Source organism: Peribacillus sp. NPDC096448 (genome assembly GCF_044762675.1).
Taxonomy (GTDB): Bacteria; Bacillota; Bacilli; order Bacillales; family DSM-1321; genus Peribacillus; species Peribacillus frigoritolerans_B.
The window spans coordinates 49,398-68,700 of record NZ_JBIWEU010000002.1 but is presented as its reverse complement, the minus strand read 5'-3'; the positions used below and the strand labels follow the sequence as shown (position 1 = coordinate 68,700).

20 protein-coding genes, 1 pseudogene and 2 riboswitches are annotated in these 19,303 nt (G+C 41.2%); of the genes and pseudogenes, 4 read left to right on the top strand and 17 right to left on the bottom strand.

The features are described from left to right. Positions 1-49: 49 nt before the first annotated feature. Positions 50-316, bottom strand: coding sequence for a hypothetical protein (locus tag ACIQ0C_RS04255; RefSeq protein WP_403057271.1), 267 nt, complete (start codon positions 314-316; stop codon positions 50-52). Positions 317-427: 111 nt separating this feature from the next. Here ACIQ0C_RS04255 and ACIQ0C_RS04250 point away from each other — a divergent pair, with 111 nt between their 5' ends. Beyond that, the gene (locus ACIQ0C_RS04250) at positions 428-670 is read left to right on the top strand and encodes a hypothetical protein (RefSeq protein ID WP_048688669.1); all 243 of its coding nucleotides are present in this window, start codon (positions 428-430) and stop codon (positions 668-670) included. A gap of 57 nt (positions 671-727) precedes the next feature. On the opposite strand, the pseudogene ACIQ0C_RS04245 reads toward ACIQ0C_RS04250, so the two are convergent. From ACIQ0C_RS04245 to ACIQ0C_RS04215, 7 genes and pseudogenes are all read right to left on the bottom strand, one after another. Then, positions 728-874, bottom strand: a pseudogene (locus ACIQ0C_RS04245) (DUF2188 domain-containing protein); the annotation flags it as partial. Between the two features lie 66 nt (positions 875-940). After that, the gene (locus ACIQ0C_RS04240) at positions 941-1,867 is read right to left on the bottom strand and encodes a CobW family GTP-binding protein (protein ID WP_403057268.1); all 927 of its coding nucleotides are present in this window, start codon (positions 1,865-1,867) and stop codon (positions 941-943) included. A gap of 124 nt (positions 1,868-1,991) precedes the next feature. Then, a complete protein-coding gene (locus ACIQ0C_RS04235; RefSeq protein WP_402837927.1) occupies positions 1,992-2,525 on the bottom strand; it encodes a cupin domain-containing protein in 534 nt (177 codons plus the stop codon). Between the two features lie 24 nt (positions 2,526-2,549). Further along, on the bottom strand, positions 2,550-3,179 hold the full coding sequence (locus ACIQ0C_RS04230; RefSeq protein ID WP_403057265.1) for a methylthioribulose 1-phosphate dehydratase: 630 nt from the start codon (positions 3,177-3,179) through the stop codon (positions 2,550-2,552). Beyond that, positions 3,176-3,835 (bottom strand): 2-hydroxy-3-keto-5-methylthiopentenyl-1-phosphate phosphatase, encoded by a 660-nt coding sequence (locus ACIQ0C_RS04225; RefSeq protein WP_403057262.1) that lies wholly within the window; start codon positions 3,833-3,835, stop codon positions 3,176-3,178. The genes ACIQ0C_RS04230 and ACIQ0C_RS04225 overlap by 4 nt, the downstream gene beginning before the upstream one ends. A 6-nt stretch (positions 3,836-3,841) precedes the next feature. Beyond that, positions 3,842-5,074 (bottom strand): 2,3-diketo-5-methylthiopentyl-1-phosphate enolase, encoded by a 1,233-nt coding sequence (gene mtnW, locus ACIQ0C_RS04220; RefSeq protein ID WP_403057259.1) that lies wholly within the window; start codon positions 5,072-5,074, stop codon positions 3,842-3,844. Between the two features lie 105 nt (positions 5,075-5,179). Next, a riboswitch (SAM riboswitch) is annotated at positions 5,180-5,334 on the bottom strand. A gap of 129 nt (positions 5,335-5,463) precedes the next feature. Then, on the bottom strand, positions 5,464-6,636 hold the full coding sequence (locus tag ACIQ0C_RS04215) for a pyridoxal phosphate-dependent aminotransferase (protein WP_403057256.1): 1,173 nt from the start codon (positions 6,634-6,636) through the stop codon (positions 5,464-5,466). Positions 6,637-6,735: 99 nt separating this feature from the next. On the opposite strand from ACIQ0C_RS04215, the gene ACIQ0C_RS04210 reads away from it, so the two are divergent. From ACIQ0C_RS04210 to mtnA, 3 genes are all read left to right on the top strand, one after another. Beyond that, positions 6,736-7,518, top strand: a complete 783-nt coding sequence (locus ACIQ0C_RS04210; RefSeq protein ID WP_403057253.1) for a carbon-nitrogen family hydrolase — start codon at positions 6,736-6,738, stop codon at positions 7,516-7,518. Positions 7,519-7,589: 71 nt separating this feature from the next. Next, positions 7,590-7,743: riboswitch (SAM riboswitch) on the top strand. A gap of 78 nt (positions 7,744-7,821) precedes the next feature. Beyond that, a complete protein-coding gene (gene mtnK / locus ACIQ0C_RS04205) occupies positions 7,822-9,024 on the top strand; it encodes an S-methyl-5-thioribose kinase (protein WP_403057250.1) in 1,203 nt (400 codons plus the stop codon). A gap of 14 nt (positions 9,025-9,038) precedes the next feature. Then, a complete protein-coding gene (gene mtnA / locus ACIQ0C_RS04200; RefSeq protein WP_403057247.1) occupies positions 9,039-10,085 on the top strand; it encodes an S-methyl-5-thioribose-1-phosphate isomerase in 1,047 nt (348 codons plus the stop codon). A gap of 141 nt (positions 10,086-10,226) precedes the next feature. On the opposite strand, the gene ACIQ0C_RS04195 is transcribed toward mtnA, so the two are convergent. From ACIQ0C_RS04195 to kamA, 9 genes are all read right to left on the bottom strand, one after another. Continuing rightward, entirely contained in the window at positions 10,227-11,114 is an 888-nt protein-coding gene (locus ACIQ0C_RS04195) for an LCP family protein (RefSeq protein ID WP_403057244.1), read from the bottom strand. Between the two features lie 114 nt (positions 11,115-11,228). Beyond that, complete coding sequence (locus ACIQ0C_RS04190; protein WP_403057241.1) at positions 11,229-12,689, bottom strand: lmo1851 family serine protease; 1,461 nt, start codon at positions 12,687-12,689, stop codon at positions 11,229-11,231. Positions 12,690-12,970: 281 nt separating this feature from the next. Continuing rightward, positions 12,971-13,675, bottom strand: a complete 705-nt coding sequence (deoD, locus tag ACIQ0C_RS04185) for a purine-nucleoside phosphorylase (RefSeq protein ID WP_403057238.1) — start codon at positions 13,673-13,675, stop codon at positions 12,971-12,973. A 232-nt stretch (positions 13,676-13,907) separates the two neighbouring features. Then, entirely contained in the window at positions 13,908-14,078 is a 171-nt protein-coding gene (locus ACIQ0C_RS04180) for a YozD family protein (RefSeq protein ID WP_402837798.1), read from the bottom strand. Positions 14,079-14,255: 177 nt separating this feature from the next. After that, entirely contained in the window at positions 14,256-14,963 is a 708-nt protein-coding gene (locus tag ACIQ0C_RS04175) for a hypothetical protein (RefSeq protein WP_402837799.1), read from the bottom strand. Positions 14,964-15,116: 153 nt separating this feature from the next. Then, positions 15,117-16,883, bottom strand: coding sequence for an ATP-binding protein (locus ACIQ0C_RS04170; RefSeq protein WP_403057235.1), 1,767 nt, complete (start codon positions 16,881-16,883; stop codon positions 15,117-15,119). A gap of 15 nt (positions 16,884-16,898) precedes the next feature. Continuing rightward, positions 16,899-17,141, bottom strand: coding sequence for a YozE family protein (locus ACIQ0C_RS04165; RefSeq protein ID WP_192205163.1), 243 nt, complete (start codon positions 17,139-17,141; stop codon positions 16,899-16,901). Between the two features lie 458 nt (positions 17,142-17,599). Further along, positions 17,600-17,875 (bottom strand): YokU family protein, encoded by a 276-nt coding sequence (locus tag ACIQ0C_RS04160; protein WP_402837803.1) that lies wholly within the window; start codon positions 17,873-17,875, stop codon positions 17,600-17,602. Between the two features lies 1 nt (position 17,876). After that, positions 17,877-19,280, bottom strand: coding sequence for a lysine 2,3-aminomutase (kamA, locus tag ACIQ0C_RS04155; RefSeq protein ID WP_403057232.1), 1,404 nt, complete (start codon positions 19,278-19,280; stop codon positions 17,877-17,879). Between the last annotated feature and the right edge of the window lie 23 nt (positions 19,281-19,303).

Genomic DNA, 19,303 nt, shown 5'->3' with positions numbered 1-19,303 from the left:
GAAGCATAAAAGAATATTTGCTAACAAGCATCCATATCACACTCGGAAATCATAATCTTTCCAATTCAGTGATATAGGCCATGACAATCGCATTTTTCATTTCTTCCGAAAGCGAAGATTCCATCACGCGTTTAATAGACAGGTAAAATTTCTCCAATACCGGTTTTCGGGCACGTGGATGGGAATTTTCATCCAAAAGCTCTCTGCGGATGAGTTCCGACAACACTTCCCTTCCACCTCCATCGTTCACCTTACGATTGTTCCATATGCTTAAATAAGCCACCAGTAATTCTTCTTGCCTGACATTTTCTTTCATAGTATCCCTTCCATCCGTTACTAATTTATACATATTAATGTTCAAGTTTGTAAAGACTATCTTAATAATAAGATATCACGCTTTTTATAATCCAAAAAAGGAGTGAGTATAATGTCTCAAGTATACCGCTGTCCGAATTGCCGGACAAATAAATCTCGCTTCAATCTCATTCAGCAAGTGGCAACCCCCATTAAAAAGGATCCCCAATCCGGTGAGATTGTTGAACAATATTCGAACGATTCCCTTCAGCCATTCCATCTAGCATATAATGGTCCTGAAGTTCGGGTTCAATGTGCCGCTTGCGGATTGATAGAAGACGAAAAGACATTTGCCGCCTTTGGAATGCAACAATAAAAATGGTCAGACCCCTATGTGGGTCTGACCATTTTCTCAATCTTTTCCTACTGACATCTTAGCCCGGTCTATGGCAATTGGAATGGCTTTTCCATCCTCATATCCTTCATCCAATAGTGCATTCGCGATTTCTATAGCCTTTTCCCTTACATCTTTATCTAGATTCTTCATCGAGTTTGGGTAATCGTTCTTATTCCATGGCACTAATACCGCCTCCTTGATAAGAAAGTCTTCTTTTTATGTTCCCCTTCTTTAATGGGCGGTAAACGTTTATCGGGCCGCTTTCGCTTCCAAAGCTTTCAACTGAGCGATCAATATTTCCTTATCCAACTTTTCCCCGATGATGACGATATTCAATGGCATTTTCATCATTTCATTCATATACATCGGCATTCCGTAGGAGTATTGGAATAAATGGGGGTATTGTGAATGTGTAAAGGAAATATATCCTTTCATTCGATAGACCGTTTCCGGTAGGGCCCTAAGCCACTGTTCAAAGTCGGTTTGTGCCACAGCACCTTCAAATGTATGAACGATTGCAGTTAAATGCAAATGGTCATGTACATCAAGCTTTTGATGGTCATTATGCCTTTTTCTTTGCATTTGCTGCAATGATGCCAAGGAAACGGCTGCATACTCCGTCAATAGACATACCGCATCCGTATTCAGCGCCTGTATCGTATATATCAGCTGTGCGGCCTCCATCTCACTTACTAAATCCGCTTTATTCAATAGTATGAAATCAGCATGGTGGATTTGCTCTGCAAGTAACTGTCGAAGCTGAGGAGACAGTTCCTCCCGATCGCGCCACCTTAATAAATCAACGACCGTGATGATCCCTTTATACTCCAGCCTTTTGGCGAAAATCGGCGACATGATGCCATCCAATACTTCAACTGGATGAGCTGCGCCCGTCGTTTCAATATAAACCGCATCCAGTTCATTTTCGGTTAGCAACTCATGAAGCTGAACCTCCAGTTTATCTTGAATTGTGCAGCAGATGCACCCGTCAAACAACTCCTTCAGAGGCACTCCATCACCAATGAGTCCGCTGTCTACCGATACACTGCCGAGCTCATTTAAAAGCACTGCCACTTTTCTGCCCGCTTCACTTTCCTGTTTTAAAATATTTCGAAGAAGCGTCGTTTTCCCGCTGCCGAGAAAGCCGCCCAATATGTACACTTCGGTCGTTTTCATTCTTATCTGCTCCTATAATCCGGTTAAATTCGATTCCGTTAAATTTTATCATACTTACCTTACTAAATCACTTGCCGTATCCACATAAAAAAACCAGCCCTTAAGCTGGTTTTTCGAAATTGATTCATGCTTGAACTTCGTCTTTTTCGTAAATCGGCACCCATCCTGCAGCTGTTACGAAAATCCGGACAGCAACAGTTTTCCTATCTTCCGCGAGCGTGAAATAATGTCTTGTTGATTCTGGTACACTAATAAGATCTCCTGGATTAAGACGTACATCAAACCACTGTTTATCATTGCCTTCAATGGCAAAGATACTCGTTCCTCCTGCTATGAAACGCACTTCATCATCTTCGTGGTGGTGTTCCTGCTTAAAGTTTTCAAGCATTTGGTCCAAGTTCGGATTTGCATCGGATAATGTTATGATATCATGGGCTTTATAGCCTCTTCTTTCAGAGATTTCCGCTATCTCCGATTGGAATGTTACAAGGATTTCCTCCTTGTCAGCATCTGTTAGATCGTATTTTTCCACAAGGTGGTCAGGTAATTTAGAAATGTCCCATTGCTCATAAATAACCCCTTGAGTTTCTAAAAACCCTTTTACCTGTTCACCGTTTTCAATAACCTCGTTTGTTTCATGGAATCTGATCGTCGCCATCATTCATTCCTCCTCTATGAGTGTTTATCTTAAAGAACCTGCAAACGCCTTTTGTTGATTAAGTAACAGTTGATATTGAAATAAAAATTCGCAAGCTTCAAGTATTCTTTTTGCTTCGAGTCCGCTTTTGCCCCAAACCGTAATACCATGATTGCGTATCAGCACAGCGCCAGAGTCTTCTTCGACATGTGGCTTGAACTTATCGGATAACAGCGGAATGTCAGCGTGATTATATATGATTGGAATCCGAAGCTCCGAATCTTCATCCCACCGCCCGGTCGCTTTAATGATTTCATGATTACGAAAGGAAACTTGGCCTTCATCTCCGTATAATTCCGATATCACATTATTTTCAACTGTATGGACATGAAGTACACAGTTCGCATTTGTTTTCCGGTAAATAACTGTATGAAGTAAAGTTTCGGCCGATGGTCTTAGATTCGTTTCTTCAACTGGTTTTCCTTTTAAATCCACCAGTAAAAAGTCCGAATCCGATTGCTTCCTTTTATCCTTACCGCTTGCGGTAATATAAAAGAAAGGGCTTTTGGGCTCGCGGATTGACAAATTCCCGCTAGTTCCCATAAACCAATCCCTTGCGGCCAGTTCAGCTTTGATATCTGCCAACTCCTGCCATTCTTTAGAATGAGTGTTCACGCTTTAACCGCCTCCTGCTGCTTTAAAATGTCAATTACATCAAAAAATGTTTCAAATCCTTGATGTGGAATTCCTTCCCTATCGCATTTTTCAAGCAGAATGTCACGGGCTATGACAAAATCAGCCTGTTTTGCCGCCTCAAAATCCGTTACTGAATCTCCAATAACGAGTTTAAAATCTTCCGCACCCGCAATTTCCCTCATAATGGATGGCTTGCAGCAACCGCAATCATTATTACATTGATCATCACAAGTATGCGGCCACTCAATATAAATCTTATCCTTATCAAAAAATGCATAGTTGCAATAAACGGACTCTGTTGGCAAGATATCATTTAATAGGGGGGCAATGAAAAAATCCATGCCCCCGCTTACAATATATAAAGGGATATTGGCTTGTTTCGTATACTCAACGAATTCATAAAACCCTGGGCGAATGCCGGCCGTTTTTCTTACGTATTGGATGATGTCATCCTTCAAGCCGCTATCAAGCAGGGAGAACATATCCCCAACTCCTGAAGATATACTGATTTTTTGCTGAAGGACACCGTCTTTCAACGCTTCCCATTCCGGAGGCGCAAATTTCTTCATGATGGAAATGATATTATCTGTGTTGGTGATCGTTCCGTCAAAATCACAAAAGATGATCGGTCTCATTATTTCTTATAGGCCTCCCCATAACACAAGAGCTTTTTTTAGTGTTTCTTCCTCTGCCGCCGCTTCAGAAAGTTCCTTTCCTGCTAGAACGGCTTCCACAGCAGAACGGAAAGCCTTGGCACCGCCCTCTGCTCCGTCAGGGTGCCCGTGAATTCCGCCTCCGGCATTAATCACACTATCGAGCCCAAAATCCTTGATGAGGTCCGGAACCATGCCCGGATGAATGCCTGCAGAAGGAACAGGAAAGGCTTTTTTCCATGAAAGTTCATTTTTTGTCAGAGCTTCAGCAATCGCCAAGGTCTCCGTTTTTTCAAGTGCGACATTTCCATAAGGAGAAGGGAACAAGGATAAATCCGCACCTGATAACCTTACTAATTTACCAAGCAATAATGGATAGCCGATACCATAAAATGATGAAGATGCCAATGCCCCGCTATATGCGGGGTGCGCCATGATCGGCAGCTTGATACGATCATGTTCACTCAAGGCCTGCATTACATCCAAACCATATGTATGAACGTTGAACAATAAAGCATCTGCCCCTGCTTCAGCCGCTTGCTCTGCCTTATCCAATAATTCAAATGTTTTCCCTGATAGATTGACAGCATATAACGTTCGGTGGCCAGTGGTTTCATAGACTTCATTCAATATTCTTTTTCCCGTTTTTATTCTATCGAAAAATGGAGTCAGTTCCTGGTCGAAGAGGATCTCATCATCTTTAACTAGGTCGACACCTCCCAATGCTTGTTGCCTCAGTTGCTCATTATGAAATGTTAGGTCTCTTCCCAATACACCTTTAAAGATGCTCATCACCAAGGGCCGGTTAAAAACGCCAACCTTTTCCCTTATGCCCTCAATGCCAAATTGCGGCCCTGGAAAAGCTTTTTGAATATCACCGACAAAATCCAAGTCGATCAGTTTTATTTCACCATCCAATGAAAGTTTGCCGAAGACCGTCGTGAGGATTGCAGGTAAATCATTGGAGAAATTCCCTCCCGGATAGGCAATTTTGATCAGCGAACGGTATACTTTCCGATTAAAGTAGCTGTTTGCCCTCTCTTCTTCAGATAGTGGTGTCACCGATACAACGCGTCCCTTATGTTTTTCCAGTTGTTTCTGAACCAAATGCGGCAGGTCCGTCCATGTCCCGACAGTCAAACCCAAGGCAATGCTTTCTGCTTTTTTCTCATGATTTCCATTAAAGTCATGAATTAAATAAGTAGCGACTATCTCGCTCATCTGATCACTCCTATAACACGTTAGTAAACCCTCGATGTCATTAACCTGAAATGGTCTCAAAATGGCAAAAGCCCCTTCATAAAGAAGAGGCTTTAAAAAGCCATCTTCTTATCTCCCAGCCCATTGGCTGCAAGAATTAGCACCGTGCCTTGTGGATTTCAAGAAAATCCGGCGGAAGGATTCCGCCCCATTTTACAATGGAATTACGGTCGGTTGCTGGGCTTCATAGGGCTAGTCCCTCCACCTGCTCAAAATAAGAAAACGCTGATATATAAGTTGCATCCAAGTATCGAAAGATTAAGAATTTATTTTGTATTCTGACAGGTAATCCCTACTTTGTCAATAAGTTTTAACTATTTAAATGTGTATAAATCGGATATCTTATTGCATTAAAATAAGTTTAATGTTCGTATCCGTTCCACAGCCTCTTGCAGCCGTTCTTCCGAAGTCAGTAGCCCTACCCTGACGTAACCTTCGCCAAATTCACCGAAACCATTCCCTGCGGCAACAGCTACATGGGCATGCGTTAATAAATAGTCCGCAAAACTCTCGGACGTAAAACCTCCAGGTACTTTGAGCCAGGCAAAAAACGATGCCGCAGGCGCTTGGACATCCCAGCCGATTGCCCTCAATCCCTCAATGAAAACATTCCTTCGCACCTCGTACATCTTCACTAACTGCTCTACACAGCTCTGTAAGTCAAGTAAAGCACTTGCCGCAGCTTCTTGTATCGCCGGGAAGAGACTCACATAAAGATGGTCTTGTAATAGTTCAAGAGCTTCTATTACACTCTTATTTCCCACTGCGAAGCCGACTCTCCACCCTGCCATATTGTATGTTTTCGATAGAGTGTATATTTCAACTCCTACATCCTTCGCTCCCTCCGCCTGGAGAAAGCTTTTCGGTTTTTTTCCGTCGAATCCTATTGCCCCATAGGCGAAATCATGGACCACACAAATTGAATGTTCTTTTGCAAAGGAGACGGTTTCATCAAAGAAACTTTCAGTGGCAGAAGCGCCTGTGGGATTATTCGGATAATTCAAGAACATCATTTTGGCTTTATCAAGAACTTCTTTATGTATGTCATCGTATTTCGGAAGAAAATCATTTTCTTCTGTCAAGGGCATCAGTTCGGTCTTTGCCTGGGCTAAAACAACACCGGAAAGATAATCCGGATAGCCGGGATCTGGAACAAGGATCGTATCACCTGGATTCAATAAACACTGCGGCAGTTCGACAAGACCCGCCTTTCCCCCGAAGAGAATCGCCACTTCACTATTCGGATCCAGCTTGACACCGTATTCTCGTTCATAAAAGACGGCAGCAGCATCTTTTAAATATTGATGTCCCCGGAATGGCGAATATTTATGATTAGTCGTTTTTTCAGCTGCAGACTGCAAACTTTTGACGATATGTTCCGGCGTCGGCTGATCAGGGTTTCCCTGGCCTAAATTAATGACATCATGTCCTTGCTCCGTGATCGCATTGACTTTTGCGACCAGTGAAGCAAAAAACTGCTTGGGCAGGTCCTGAAGCAGTCCGGATTTTTCGAATTGCACCATTTATACACCTTCTCTGAAATTTCTTGAAATTCTAGTCACAAATGATATATGTTTATCGTAGTCTTGTAAAGCATTTTTTACATGTGGGGGTTTTAAACGATGAAGTGGAAAATAGCTTGTATTCAAATGGATATAGCCTTCGGTCAACCAGATATCAATTTTCAGGTTGCAGAACAATGGATGGAAAAAGCAGCTCGGTCCGAACCCGATATCGTCATATTACCAGAGCTTTGGACAACCGGATACGATTTGACCAGGCTGAATGAGATTGCAGACCAAGAGGCAGAAAAAACGATTGAATTTCTTAAAACACAGGCACAGAAACACCGGATTCACATCATCGGCGGTTCCATTGCGAAAAAAACAAGCAAGGGAATCTATAACACCATGCTCATCATCGATAAACACGGAAAGCTCATTAAAGAATATGATAAGCTTCACTTATTTCAATTAATGGATGAACACCATTTCCTGCAGCCAGGTGAAAAAGATGGTTTATTTACTCTTGATGAAAAAATATGTGCCGGGTTCGTTTGTTATGACATTCGTTTCCCTGAATGGCAGCGAGCCCATACCGTTCAAGGCGCGGAAGTTCTATTCGTTACGGCTGAATGGCCAAAGCCGAGACTCGATCACTGGAGAGCCTTATTGATAAGCCGTGCCATCGAGAACCAAGCCTATGTTGTAGCCGTTAATCGTACAGGTTCGGATATCAATAATATATTTGCGGGTCATTCCTTGATTATTGATCCATGGGGGAATATCGTAAGTGAAGCCGGAGAAGGAAACGAACTATTGACAGGCACCTTGGACTTCAACAAAGTTACGGAAGCACGTAACAAAATACCTGTATTCGAAGATCGCCGTCCAGACTTTTATTAATTTACCCATTGACAAACTATTTAAAAAGTTGATATTATTTTCCCGAAGATTAAAATTTCAGAAAACATTTACTCTTATCAAGAGCAGGCTGAGGGATAAAGGCCCTATGAAGCCCAGCAACCGACTGTAATACCATTGTGAAATGGGGCGGATCCTCCGCCGGATTATTAAATCCACAGAGCACGGTGCTAATTCCACCAGAATTCATTTTCTGGAAGATAAGAGGTCCGAAGCCAAAACTTCTGCCTCTTTCTATATGAAAGAGGCTTTTTTATTCTTATTTTGAATCTGGAGGGGAAAAGAATGACTCAAAACCATTCAAATTTTAAGAGATTGACAAACGAAACAGCTATAACCCTTGCAAAAAAACTTGGGTTGGTCAATGCGGATGCAAGTTTGAAATGTAATGAAATCGGCGATGGAAACTTAAATTATGTTTTTCATATTACAGACACGGTCACAAACAAAGGACTAATAATCAAACAAGCGGTCCCTTATGCCAAGGTACTTGGTGAAAGCTGGCCGCTGACACTGAAAAGGGCAGCCATTGAAGCGAATGCGCTGATTCATTTCAGAAGTTATTGCCCCGAATTCGTACCGCAAGTCTATTATTCGGATGAACAGCTTGCCATCACAGTAATGGAGGATTTATCGCACTTGAAAATCGTTAGAACAGGATTGATCCATGGCGATTCATATCCATTGCTTTCACAGCATATTGGTGAGTATGTTGCGAAGACGGCATTTTATACATCCGATTATCATTTAGAACCCTCTGCGAAAAAGGAGGTGGCCCGACATTTCACGAATCCCGAACTCTGCAAAATCACTGAGGTCTTTATTTTCACGGATCCATTTTTTGAGGAACTCCCGGGAGATTTCGAGGTGGAATTGACAGGTGCCGCCCAAAAAATATGGAATGATCAAGAAGTGATACTTGAGGTCGCCAAACTGAAACAAAGCTTTGAAACCGAGCAGGAAGCCTTGCTTCATGGAGATTTACATACTGGAAGTATATTTGCAAGTGAAACCGAAACAAAGGTTATTGATCCGGAATTCGCTTTTTATGGGCCAGTTGGTTTTGACCTTGGTCAATACACCGCCAACCTTCTCTTTCAGGCAGTAACACGAAATGGCGTCGGAAGGGAAGAGATTTTCACGCTCCTTCATGAATTTTGGAATGCCTTTGAAGAAACTTACACCGAATTATGGGAAGGCCAAAATAAAAGCCCATTTCGCCATGTGAAAGGTTATCTGCCTTATTTACTGACAAAATTCAAAAAAGATGCATTCGGTTTTGCAGGCTGCGAACTGATTCGGCGAACCATTGGCCTTTCCCATGTAGCCGATTTAAACGTCATTGAAGATAAAGAAACAAGGATCGCTGCCAAAACGGCAACATTGGAAATTGGTTCTTTTTTAATTAAAAAACGGGAGGAATTGGATGTTCCAACTATAATTGAAGCGTTGAAGCAACGTACACTGCCATCTTACTCAACCATTTAAAAGGAGACCTGCACATGACTACACTAGCACCCTTACCATATTCGGTACAATGGGATGATACCCATATTACATTATTAAATCAACAAGCCCTTCCTTCCATAACTGAGTTTATTGAACTTCATTCTGTTAATGATGTATATGACAGCATTTTGACATTAAAAGTTCGCGGTGCCCCAGCAATTGGACTGACGGCAGCATTTGGTGTTGCACTTGGTGCCAAACAGGAAACAACCGCTGAATTAGGGGAATTCAAGAAAAACGTAACGAGGCATATTGAAAAACTCGCATCTTCCCGGCCAACTGCAGTCAACCTTTTTTGGGCGTTAAGGAGGATGGAGAACACCTTGCAGGCTGCGCAAAGCATTTCAACTGCCAAGGAAGCACTTGTATCGGAGGCTAAAGCCATCTTTGCTGAAGATGAAGAAATGTGCAGGAAAATCGGGGAACATGGTTTATCCCTATTCACTAGAGGAGATTCCATTCTTACGCATTGCAATGCTGGGGGAATCGCCACAGCTCGGTATGGCACAGCCTTGGCTCCCTTCCACCTGGCTAAAGAAAGGGACTTTCCGCTAAAAGTGTATGCATGTGAAACCAGGCCTGTCCTGCAAGGGGCGCGTTTGACGGCTTGGGAATTGATGCAAGCGGGGGTTGATGTCACCTTAATTTCTGATAATATGGCTGCCCATACAATTCACCAGAAACGAATAAATGGAATTATCGTCGGGGCCGACAGGATTGCGGCCAATGGGGATACAGCAAATAAAATCGGGACATTGGGATTGGCCATATTAGCCAAGCACTTTGGTATCCCCTTTTATGTAGCCGCACCATCAAGCACATTCGACCTTTCTATCGAATCCGGCACATCCATCCCGATCGAAGAGCGGAATGAAGCTGAAATCACCTTCATTCAAGGTATAAGGATCGCTCCGGAAAACGTGAAGACTTTCAATCCAGCCTTTGATGTTACACCGAATCACCTAATTACAAGCATCATTACCGAAAACGGAATCATAACACCTGATTTCTTCAAAAACATTCCGCATTTTGTTAATTGATTCAGGTTCCTTTATTGGTGATAAAAAACGAGAAGGATTTCGTATCCCTCTCGTTTTTTAAATAATTATTCTTGCGAGGTCTATAATACAATAATTAAATCCGAACACTTTCGATAATAAAATGGACTTCCAAAATTCTTGTTATTTTGCAAAGAACTCCTGAAGTGCTTTTTTATTTTCAGTGCAGTCCATTTCCAAAACGGCTCCGGACTGGGGATATATTTCATCTTTAAAGCTTCCTTCCACTGGAACCCTTAAGGTTTCGACGGTGTCCGGGGTATGGAAGACGGCTTTTGGACCCATTTCTATTATTGTTTTCAGACCAATATCTGTATCCAAGTACGAGAGCCCTTGTTCTATGATACCAGGAAGGGCTGCCATCCCTTCGAAGGATGAGATTTGATTTATAAACGCTGTTTTTAATTGAACCATAACTTCTTGTTGACGCTCTACCCTTCCAAAATCACTTTCATCGTCATGTCTAAAACGGACATATTTCAATATTTCCTCACCGTGTAGAACATTTTTACCGACGCTTGCTTGGATGCTCATATCATCAATGATTTCCTGATCCACATTCACCGCCACCCCCTCAGGGGCAAGTAAATCGACCATCTTCACAAATCCCTGGAAGTCGATTACCGCTACATGATCGACCTTGACATCAAAGTTTTCCTGTATGGTTTTCTTGAGCAATTCCCGTCCACCATAATAATAAGCAGCATTTATTTTGTTATATCCTGATTTATTCCCGGGGATTTTCACATAACTATCACGCATAATGGAAGCCAGCTTCAGTTTCTCCTGCTCAGGAAAGTATTTTGCCAGGATAATCGCATCTGACCGAGATTTTTGCTCTCCCCTTGTGTCAACACCTATTAACAGAAATGTTTTCTCGCTTTCCTGGTTCTCTTCATTGATTAGTTTTTTTTCCGTACCTTCATTTCCATTTTGTTTGGGTAAAGGGGCATATGTACAGCCTGCCAGAATCAAGATCAAGAGATATATGAACAATACCTTTTCTTTCATTACCTCACCTCATTGGAAAATTACCCCTATTCTCTGCCTAATGTTGGAATCCTATGCATGAAAACGACAAAAAAGCCTGCCAACGAAATTCGCTGACAGGCTTTTCGGTCAAAATCATTTATTGATTTCTTTCTTTAATACTTCCACTGCCTTTTTCACTTGTGTGTCGTTCTTAAGGATTTTCTCGCGGATGACCTGCATCAATTTAACGGTAGTATCATCCTTAATGGTGCCGGTTTCTTTAATTTTTTGTTCCCTTTGGAATGCTATGACAGCATTCGTGGTTGCTTCATCAAAGAATCCATCTACCTTACCTGGATCATGGCCTGCTTCCTTCAGCATCTCTTCAGCCGCTTTCACTTCACTCGAAGAATCGGATGCTTTCAATTCCTTATCGGGCGAAATGTACGGAAGGCTCGCATAATCAGGAAGCTTCACAGTAATATCCGGCTTGATCCCTTTTTTATGAATCCAATTGCCTTCAGGAGTCAACCATTTAGCTGCCGTATATTTGAAGTTAGATCCATCTTTGAAGTCTTGGGCAGTCTGCACTGTCCCTTTCCCAAATGACTTGACACCGATCAATGGAATGTCCGCAGATTCACTGACAGCCGCTGCAACGATTTCAGAAGCACTGGCACTTCCATCATCAATCAACACGACTACCGGGATTTTCAGTTCTCCATCATTCTCCGATTTATATACTTCTTTTTTCCCGCTGCGATCCTCAACTTGAAGGACCACTTTCCCATTAGGTATGAACAGACTTGCCATTTCTATTGCTTGTTCAAGCAGTCCCCCCGGGTTTCCCCGCAAATCCAATACGAGACCCTTCATGTCCTTCTTGGACATTTCCTCAAGCGCCGTTTTCAGCTCTTGGACTGTATGTTCGGAAAAACTGGTCACTTGAATTTTTGCAACTCCATCATCAAGCATTTCCGCATAAACCGTCTCAATCGGAATTGTGTCCCGTTTAATGGTCAGCTCAATCGGTTCCGACTCACCAGCTCTTGAAATGGATAGATCCACTTTCGTACCCTTCTCGCCCCTGATTTTCAGGACAGCTTCAGAAGAGCTCAGTCCTTCAACACTTTTACCATCCACACTTAATATAATGTCATTCGGTTTTACCCCAGCTTTTTCTGCCGGGGACCCTTTTATTGGTGAGACCACCATTATTTGTCCATCCTGCTCCTGAATCTCAGCACCGATTCCTTCAAAAGATGAAGAGATGCTCTCATGGAAACTCGACGCTTCCTTTTTATCCATATAAGCAGAGTACGGATCATCCAATGATTCGATCATTCCATTAATTGCCCCGTCCACCAGCTTTTCTTCATCAATCTCTTCATAATAGTTATCTTTTATCGTATCGTATGTAGAATACAGCTTTTCAAATTCCGATTGCTTATCCGGTGCTAATGACTCTACTTTTTCATCTCCAAAGGTCAAGGCTATTGTAGTAATCCCTGCAGTTAGAAATATGACTAAGAAAATCCCCATAATGAACGTAAACTTCTTTATTTTAATGAATTTCCCTGCCTCTTTTGGCTGTTTTTGATTTTCTTCTTCCACTGAAGCCTCACCACTTTCATTCTTCATGACGATATAAACGATTTCATTCCTATTTTATCAGCTTTCAAGCCAATCGAAAAATAATAGTTATCAAAAATAACAACTTATGACCATATGTATTTTTTTAGCAAACTTCAAATCAGGGAAAATGGTCCAAGGAAAACAGGCATCTCCTGACATTACAAAAATGCGGATACCATGGAACAAATGAGCCTGTATCCAACTGCCATTATACAGCATCACTTATTCCTGGTCACCCGCCTGTCAATTACATCCAATTATCAGTCCTGGATAGCTGCTTCCAATGCCACTTCAACCATTTCGTTGAAAGTTGACTGGCGCTCATCCGACGACGTCTCCTCACCGGTTAAAATGTGATCGGAAATGGTCAATACAGATAAAGCTTGGCGGCCAAATTTAGCAGCAAGCGTGTAAAGGGCAGCTGATTCCATTTCTATCGCAAGGATTTGGTATTTTGCCCATTTTTCCAATTCACTATTATCGTTATAAAACTGATCGGCCGTAAATACATTACCGACCTTCAATTGCAAGCCCTTAGCCGTGCCGACGTCATAAGCTTTTCTAAGTAATTCGAAATCCGCGGTCGGGGCAAAGTCCACCCCGCCGAAAGTCATGCGGTTCATTTGGGAATCGGTGGAAGCACTCATTGCAAGGATCACATCCCTGACTTTTACATCTTTTTGAATCGCTCCTGCAGTTCCAACACGAATCAGCTTCTGGACATTATAGCTATTCATCAATTCATTCACGTAAATCGAAATGGATGGGACACCCATGCCTGTACCTTGTACAGAAATTCGTTTTCCTTTATATGTCCCTGTATATCCAAACATGTTACGAACTTCATTATAAAGTTTAGCATCCTCTAAAAATGTTTCAGCAATATATTTTGCACGCAACGGGTCCCCAGGAAGTAAGACCGTTTCCGCAATTTCATTATCTTTTGCACCAATATGTACGCTCATACGACTATGTCCTCCTTAACTTGTGGTTGAAATGATATTCAAAAACTACTATACCATATCAACCACAAGTTAGGAAAATCGAACCTTATCTGGAACTTGAAAAAATGAAAAGCAGGAAAAAGACTTTTGGCACCCTTCCTAAATCGCAAACAAAACGGCGGTGGTCCGCCGTCTTTTTTTAAATGGTTAATGAAATTAAGGGAAAGGAAGCTGCTAACCGTCTTATGACAGGTTACTCTTCGACTTCTTCATCAATTATGCATTTTTCAAGAAGATATTCGAATGTGATGTCAGCAAGATCTTCAACTTCAGCTTCTGTTGGAAGATAGCCCCGTCTTATCAATTCTTGAAAAAAGAATTCCGCTATCTCTTCTGTATCAATAAAAACCTCAATTTCTCGCAAATCATCGCCCCCTTATTTAAAGGTCTATGAATGTGTAGAGACAAATATACCACTAAGGCATCCCATAATGGAAAAACATATGAAGGGCCTATAGTTATCAAGTTCCATTCGTGTTCTATTGTATGGATACTTCTATAGGGAATTTGGAAATTGCCCTTTAAAAGTTTGGGATACCTTTCACTTTGTTTGCTTCTTTTTATGATCTGGATAAATTTCCTCTGCAGCTTTTTCAATTTTAGCAAGGGCGATTTTCATGATGTGACGATATTCATCATCGCCAAAATGTTCGTAGAGCTTACAATAATCATTATATAAATCCAACAGTCCATCAATCATTTCCTTTTTTTCATCTTTTGTCATTGTCATTTCTCGCTCACCTTTACCAGGGTTGTTTTGTTTAGCAATGATAGCAAGCTCATTTTTCTTTTGAGGAAGGAGCAGACCCAATTTTTTAATGATTCCATCTGCCCGTTTGGCATCGGCAATCAAAGTCAGTTCTTCTTCATGAGCTTCAAGCCATTCACCATCAGAGATTCTTGATAACTCATAGATTACATCCTCCCAGGCATTTTCCTTATAGCGCCAAATTTCCGTTCGATAGCCGATAATCTTGAAATAATCCTGTTCATATCCATCCACTTGGACCAAGTCACCTAATAAATATTTATATTCAATATCGATTTGTTCTTTCGGATAAAGGATTTCTCCTTCATATTCATTTATCGATTGCAATGTTTTTTCGATATAAAGACCTTCACTATAGTTCACTTCATACACATAAGCACCATCGAGAAATTTCACATCGGTTATATTCCCGACTGTCCCATACATTGTTATTACGACTGTATCGCCTAATTTAAATTTCGGCTGTTTTTTTTTGCCCATAAGAGACATCCCCCAATATGGTCCTTATCGTTTGATTAGTAAATTATATGCACAAACAAACATGGAGGTTAATGGAAATAAGAGGGCGTTTTGCTCATTTAGCTAATTAAACGGCCCATTTATTAAAGGGCACTACAAACAAAAAAAACCGACTCATTTAATGAGACGGTTCGTAGTGGGGATTGTGAGCGTCACTTTCGTTCCTTCGTCACGGAAGCTCTCAATTTGGAATTTCCCTTTTAATTCCTCCATTATTTGTATGCATGTCGCTACACCTAATCCGTTTCCATCCGGTTTGGTGGTATAAAAGGGCATACCGATATTTTTTAAATTCTCGGGACTGATGCCTTTTCCATCATCGCTGATCACTAATCTTATATATTGGGACACGGAATTGTGATGTAGTTCAATCCGCCCCCTTTCTTCAATGGCTTCACAAGCATTATTCAAGACATTCAAGAGAACCTGCCTTAACCGGTTCCTGTCTGAATAAACAATGACGGATTGTGTCACCTCATTAATTAGTCTTACATGAGAACTCGGAATTGAGGAAGTATAAGTATCTATAATTTCATCAAGGAAATCCTTTAAATCGATTTTCTCCCATTCCAGTTGATGCGGTTTTGCCAAATCAAGAAGTTGTGTCACAAATACATTGACCCTATCCACTTCATGAAGCATGACATCGCTATATTTTTCTATCAATGATTTATCATGATCCTGGCTCTTCAATAATTGGAAAAAGCCCTTTATTGTCGTCAACGGGTTCCTGATTTCATGGGCGACACCGGCAGCAAGCTGGCCAACATATTTCAATTTTTCCGTACGGACGATTTCCCTCTCACGATCTTCAATCGTTTCCATCATTCTTAGAAAAGCAAGGTTCAATTTTTCCATTTCCTCGAAGCTTCTATTGTCGGAAATGATGAATTCCTTTCCTCCTATGAAATCCTCTGTCGCTCCGACAAGTTCTTGAACTGGCCGTACGAGAGTCTTTGTTAGTAAATAGACAGCCAGAATGATAGAAACAAAAACGATGCTGTAGATTGTCAGGTACCGTGTTAATAGGTCATTCAAAGGTTGAAATACCTGTTTCTTATCAGCACCCACAACAACAAACCATTTATTCTCTGTTTGTGCTATCGTATGGACAGGCTGGATGGAATATATTTTTTCCCCATTCTCTTCACTGTACAATTCATCCGATAACGACGCTCCCATCAGCTTATCTTTCGTTAATCCCATTTCTTTCAAGGCAGAATCCTGCATAATGCCATGTGGGTCTTTTTTCGAAATCATGATGCCTTCTTGATTGATCATGAAAAAGTTCACTGGGTATTTATCGCTAATTTCATTAGCCTTTTTCTCCATCATCTCCCAAAGCCCTTCCAATCGGAAAGCTGTGGATACGACTCCGATCATTTTCCCTGAATTATCATATACCGGCGCACTCAAAGCTATTATAGGTTCTGCGAAAGCTCGGGTTTTATAAACATCAGAAAGGAATTCATGACCTTCTATGGCCTCTTTGAACCATATTCTCTTCGCAAGGTTATCCCCGATCATTTTATTTGATGTATCTGCAATGACATTGCCTTCCATATCCAAATGCAAGACACCGTAATAATTTCCTTTGGCATCGATAAACTTTTTAAGTTCATCAGACTTCTCTTCTTTTGAATAGCCAGGATTGATGATTGCCGAATTTACACTCATTAACTTCACATCACTGATCCGTTCGTTCAAATAGCTGTATGTTTCATTTACAATATTCAGTGAACCTGCATTCAGAGCATTTTTTGCTTCCTTCTCAAGCAGGGACCGTTGTGATCCATAGGATATGATTCCCAGTACCAGAAGAGGAACACTTGCAATAAGTAAAGAATAAAGCAATATTCGGGTTTGAAGGCTTTTAAACATCCTTCCGATTCCTCCCTATTCCTGATCTCCCAATAGGAGCCCTTCTTCTATTTGGACATACTGTTCCCACGCTTGATCGAAAACTGACATACTTTCGAGATAGTCTGCATTCAATTCTAAATAACTGCTCAATTCATTATAATCAGTCGATTGTTTTGGGAAGCCATGATCCTCATAGGCATGATTGGCAAATTTAGTGATTGCATCAATTTCCTTTGGTTGTCGAAATTTCATTAAATATAAATAAAATGGTCTCATGATGTCGAACCCCCCCTAAAATAACTATGATTTCTGCTTTAATATATCGGAAACTTTCGCTTCCGTCCACTTTTTTAAAAAACAATTTGGTTTTTTCTTCCTCATTTTATGATATCCACGACTTTTCAACACAAATGCATCCGTTAAATTACGAACTACACTTAAATATCGTACTCATTCCATATTGATTACATCCTTTTAAGATTTTTTTACATGATTCGATAAAGGAAACGAAGTGCTTCAATATTATTTAATCTACCTCTTCACTCAAAACCAATTCCCATAATAAAAAACGCGGAGGTTGAAGGAAAGCGGAATTTCTTCAAAAACTTGTTAGCCCATTTACCCGCATGCCATCATTTTCTGAAATGGAAAAACCCCTTCATTTAAGATAGAAATAGTGGTTTACACTGTACTATCTAAAATGAAGAGGATTTATTCATTTATGGGAAAGTAACCTAAAAGTCAAAGTAATTACGTTTCAACAGCCTTTTCATGTTCATTAGCTCACTGTACTTCGTTTGTTTTTCAAGCTTTTTCGAATCAATTAAAAATAGTTGATTTTCAATTTCCTTCACTATTTCATCACTTTGAAAAAAAGCATCGCAACTCTCACAATGAGATGAAGGGGTTTCCGTAATTTCAACCGCCCTCGTACCATCCGGCAGTTCCCAATATACAGTCCCCATTACTGATGCAAGCTTCCCTTTCTCACACCATGGACACGTCTCCATTTTATTCATCCCCCTTAGGAGTGCTCTTTTTTTGCTGTGCCTGGAATTTCTTTTCTTTTAACAGATCCCGCTTTTCACGTTTGTTTTTCAATGAAGCATGCTCTGGGTTGGTCACGTACTTTTCCCGTCGGTTCATTCGCTTCAGCCCTTCAGGCACTAAATTGAATTGCTTGTCGTTCATTAAACCAGATACACCTATATCTGACTGTTTTTCTTCCATATCGGGATATACCCGTTTGAAATAATCATCTGCAAGTCCTGGTGTATATTGCTCAGGTTCAGGATATGTGGTTATTACACCTTCAAAATTGCGCAGCACCGTCTTTGTTGGGGATTGTGAAAGGATATAATTCGGCTGCAGTGTGATTTTCCCTCCCCCTCCTGGCGCGTCGACGACGAAGGTAGGTACTGCATACCCGGATGTATGGCCTCGGAGCCCCTCGATGATTTCAATCCCTTTTGAAATGGGAGCCCTGAAATGACCGATCCCTTCCGAGAGATCGCACTGATAGATATAGTAAGGGCGGACACGGATCTTAACAAGATCATGCATCAGCTTTTTCATGATGGCGACACTGTCATTTATCCCCGCTAAAATAACTGCCTGGTTGCCCACAGGTACACCTGCATCGGCAAGCATCTCACATGCTTTCTTTGACTCCTCGGTAATTTCTATCGAGGTATTGAAATGAGTATTCAGCCAAACCGGGTGATATTTTTTTAAAATGGCACATAAATTTTCAGTGATTCTTTGAGGAAAAACAACCGGTGCCCGGGTACCTATCCTGATTATTTCAACATGAGGAATTTCCCTTAAGTTTTTGAGGATATATTCAAGGATTGTGTCATTGATCAGTAATCCATCCCCGCCGGAAATAAGGACATCACGAACTGCCGGTGTGTCACGTATATATCCGATTGCAGCGTCCAATTGTTTTTTTGGCACGCCCATGCCAATTTGGCCTGAAAAACGTCTTCGCGTACAATAACGGCAGTACATGGAACATTGATTCGTCACCAAAAAAAGAACGCGATCCGGATATCTATGGGTCAGTCCCGGTACAGGGGAGTCCTCATCCTCATGTAGGGGGTCTTCCATGTCATATTTGGTTTTATGCATTTCTTCCGAGATTGGGACCGATTGCATTCTGATAGGACACCTTGGGTCATCTTTATTCATTAACGAAGCATAGTATGGGGTGATATTCAATGGTATGGTTTTGGTGGAAATCCTCACACCTTCCTCTTCATCCGGAGTCAGGTTTATCACTTTTTTTAAATCATCAACTGTTCGGATCGTATTCGTAAGCTGCCACAGCCAGTTGTTCCATTGTTCTTCGGTTACATCTTTCCATAGCTCTATATCTTTCCAATTGCGATCTGGCTTATATAAGTCAAATAACATGGTTATACCTCCTGAGTTATGAT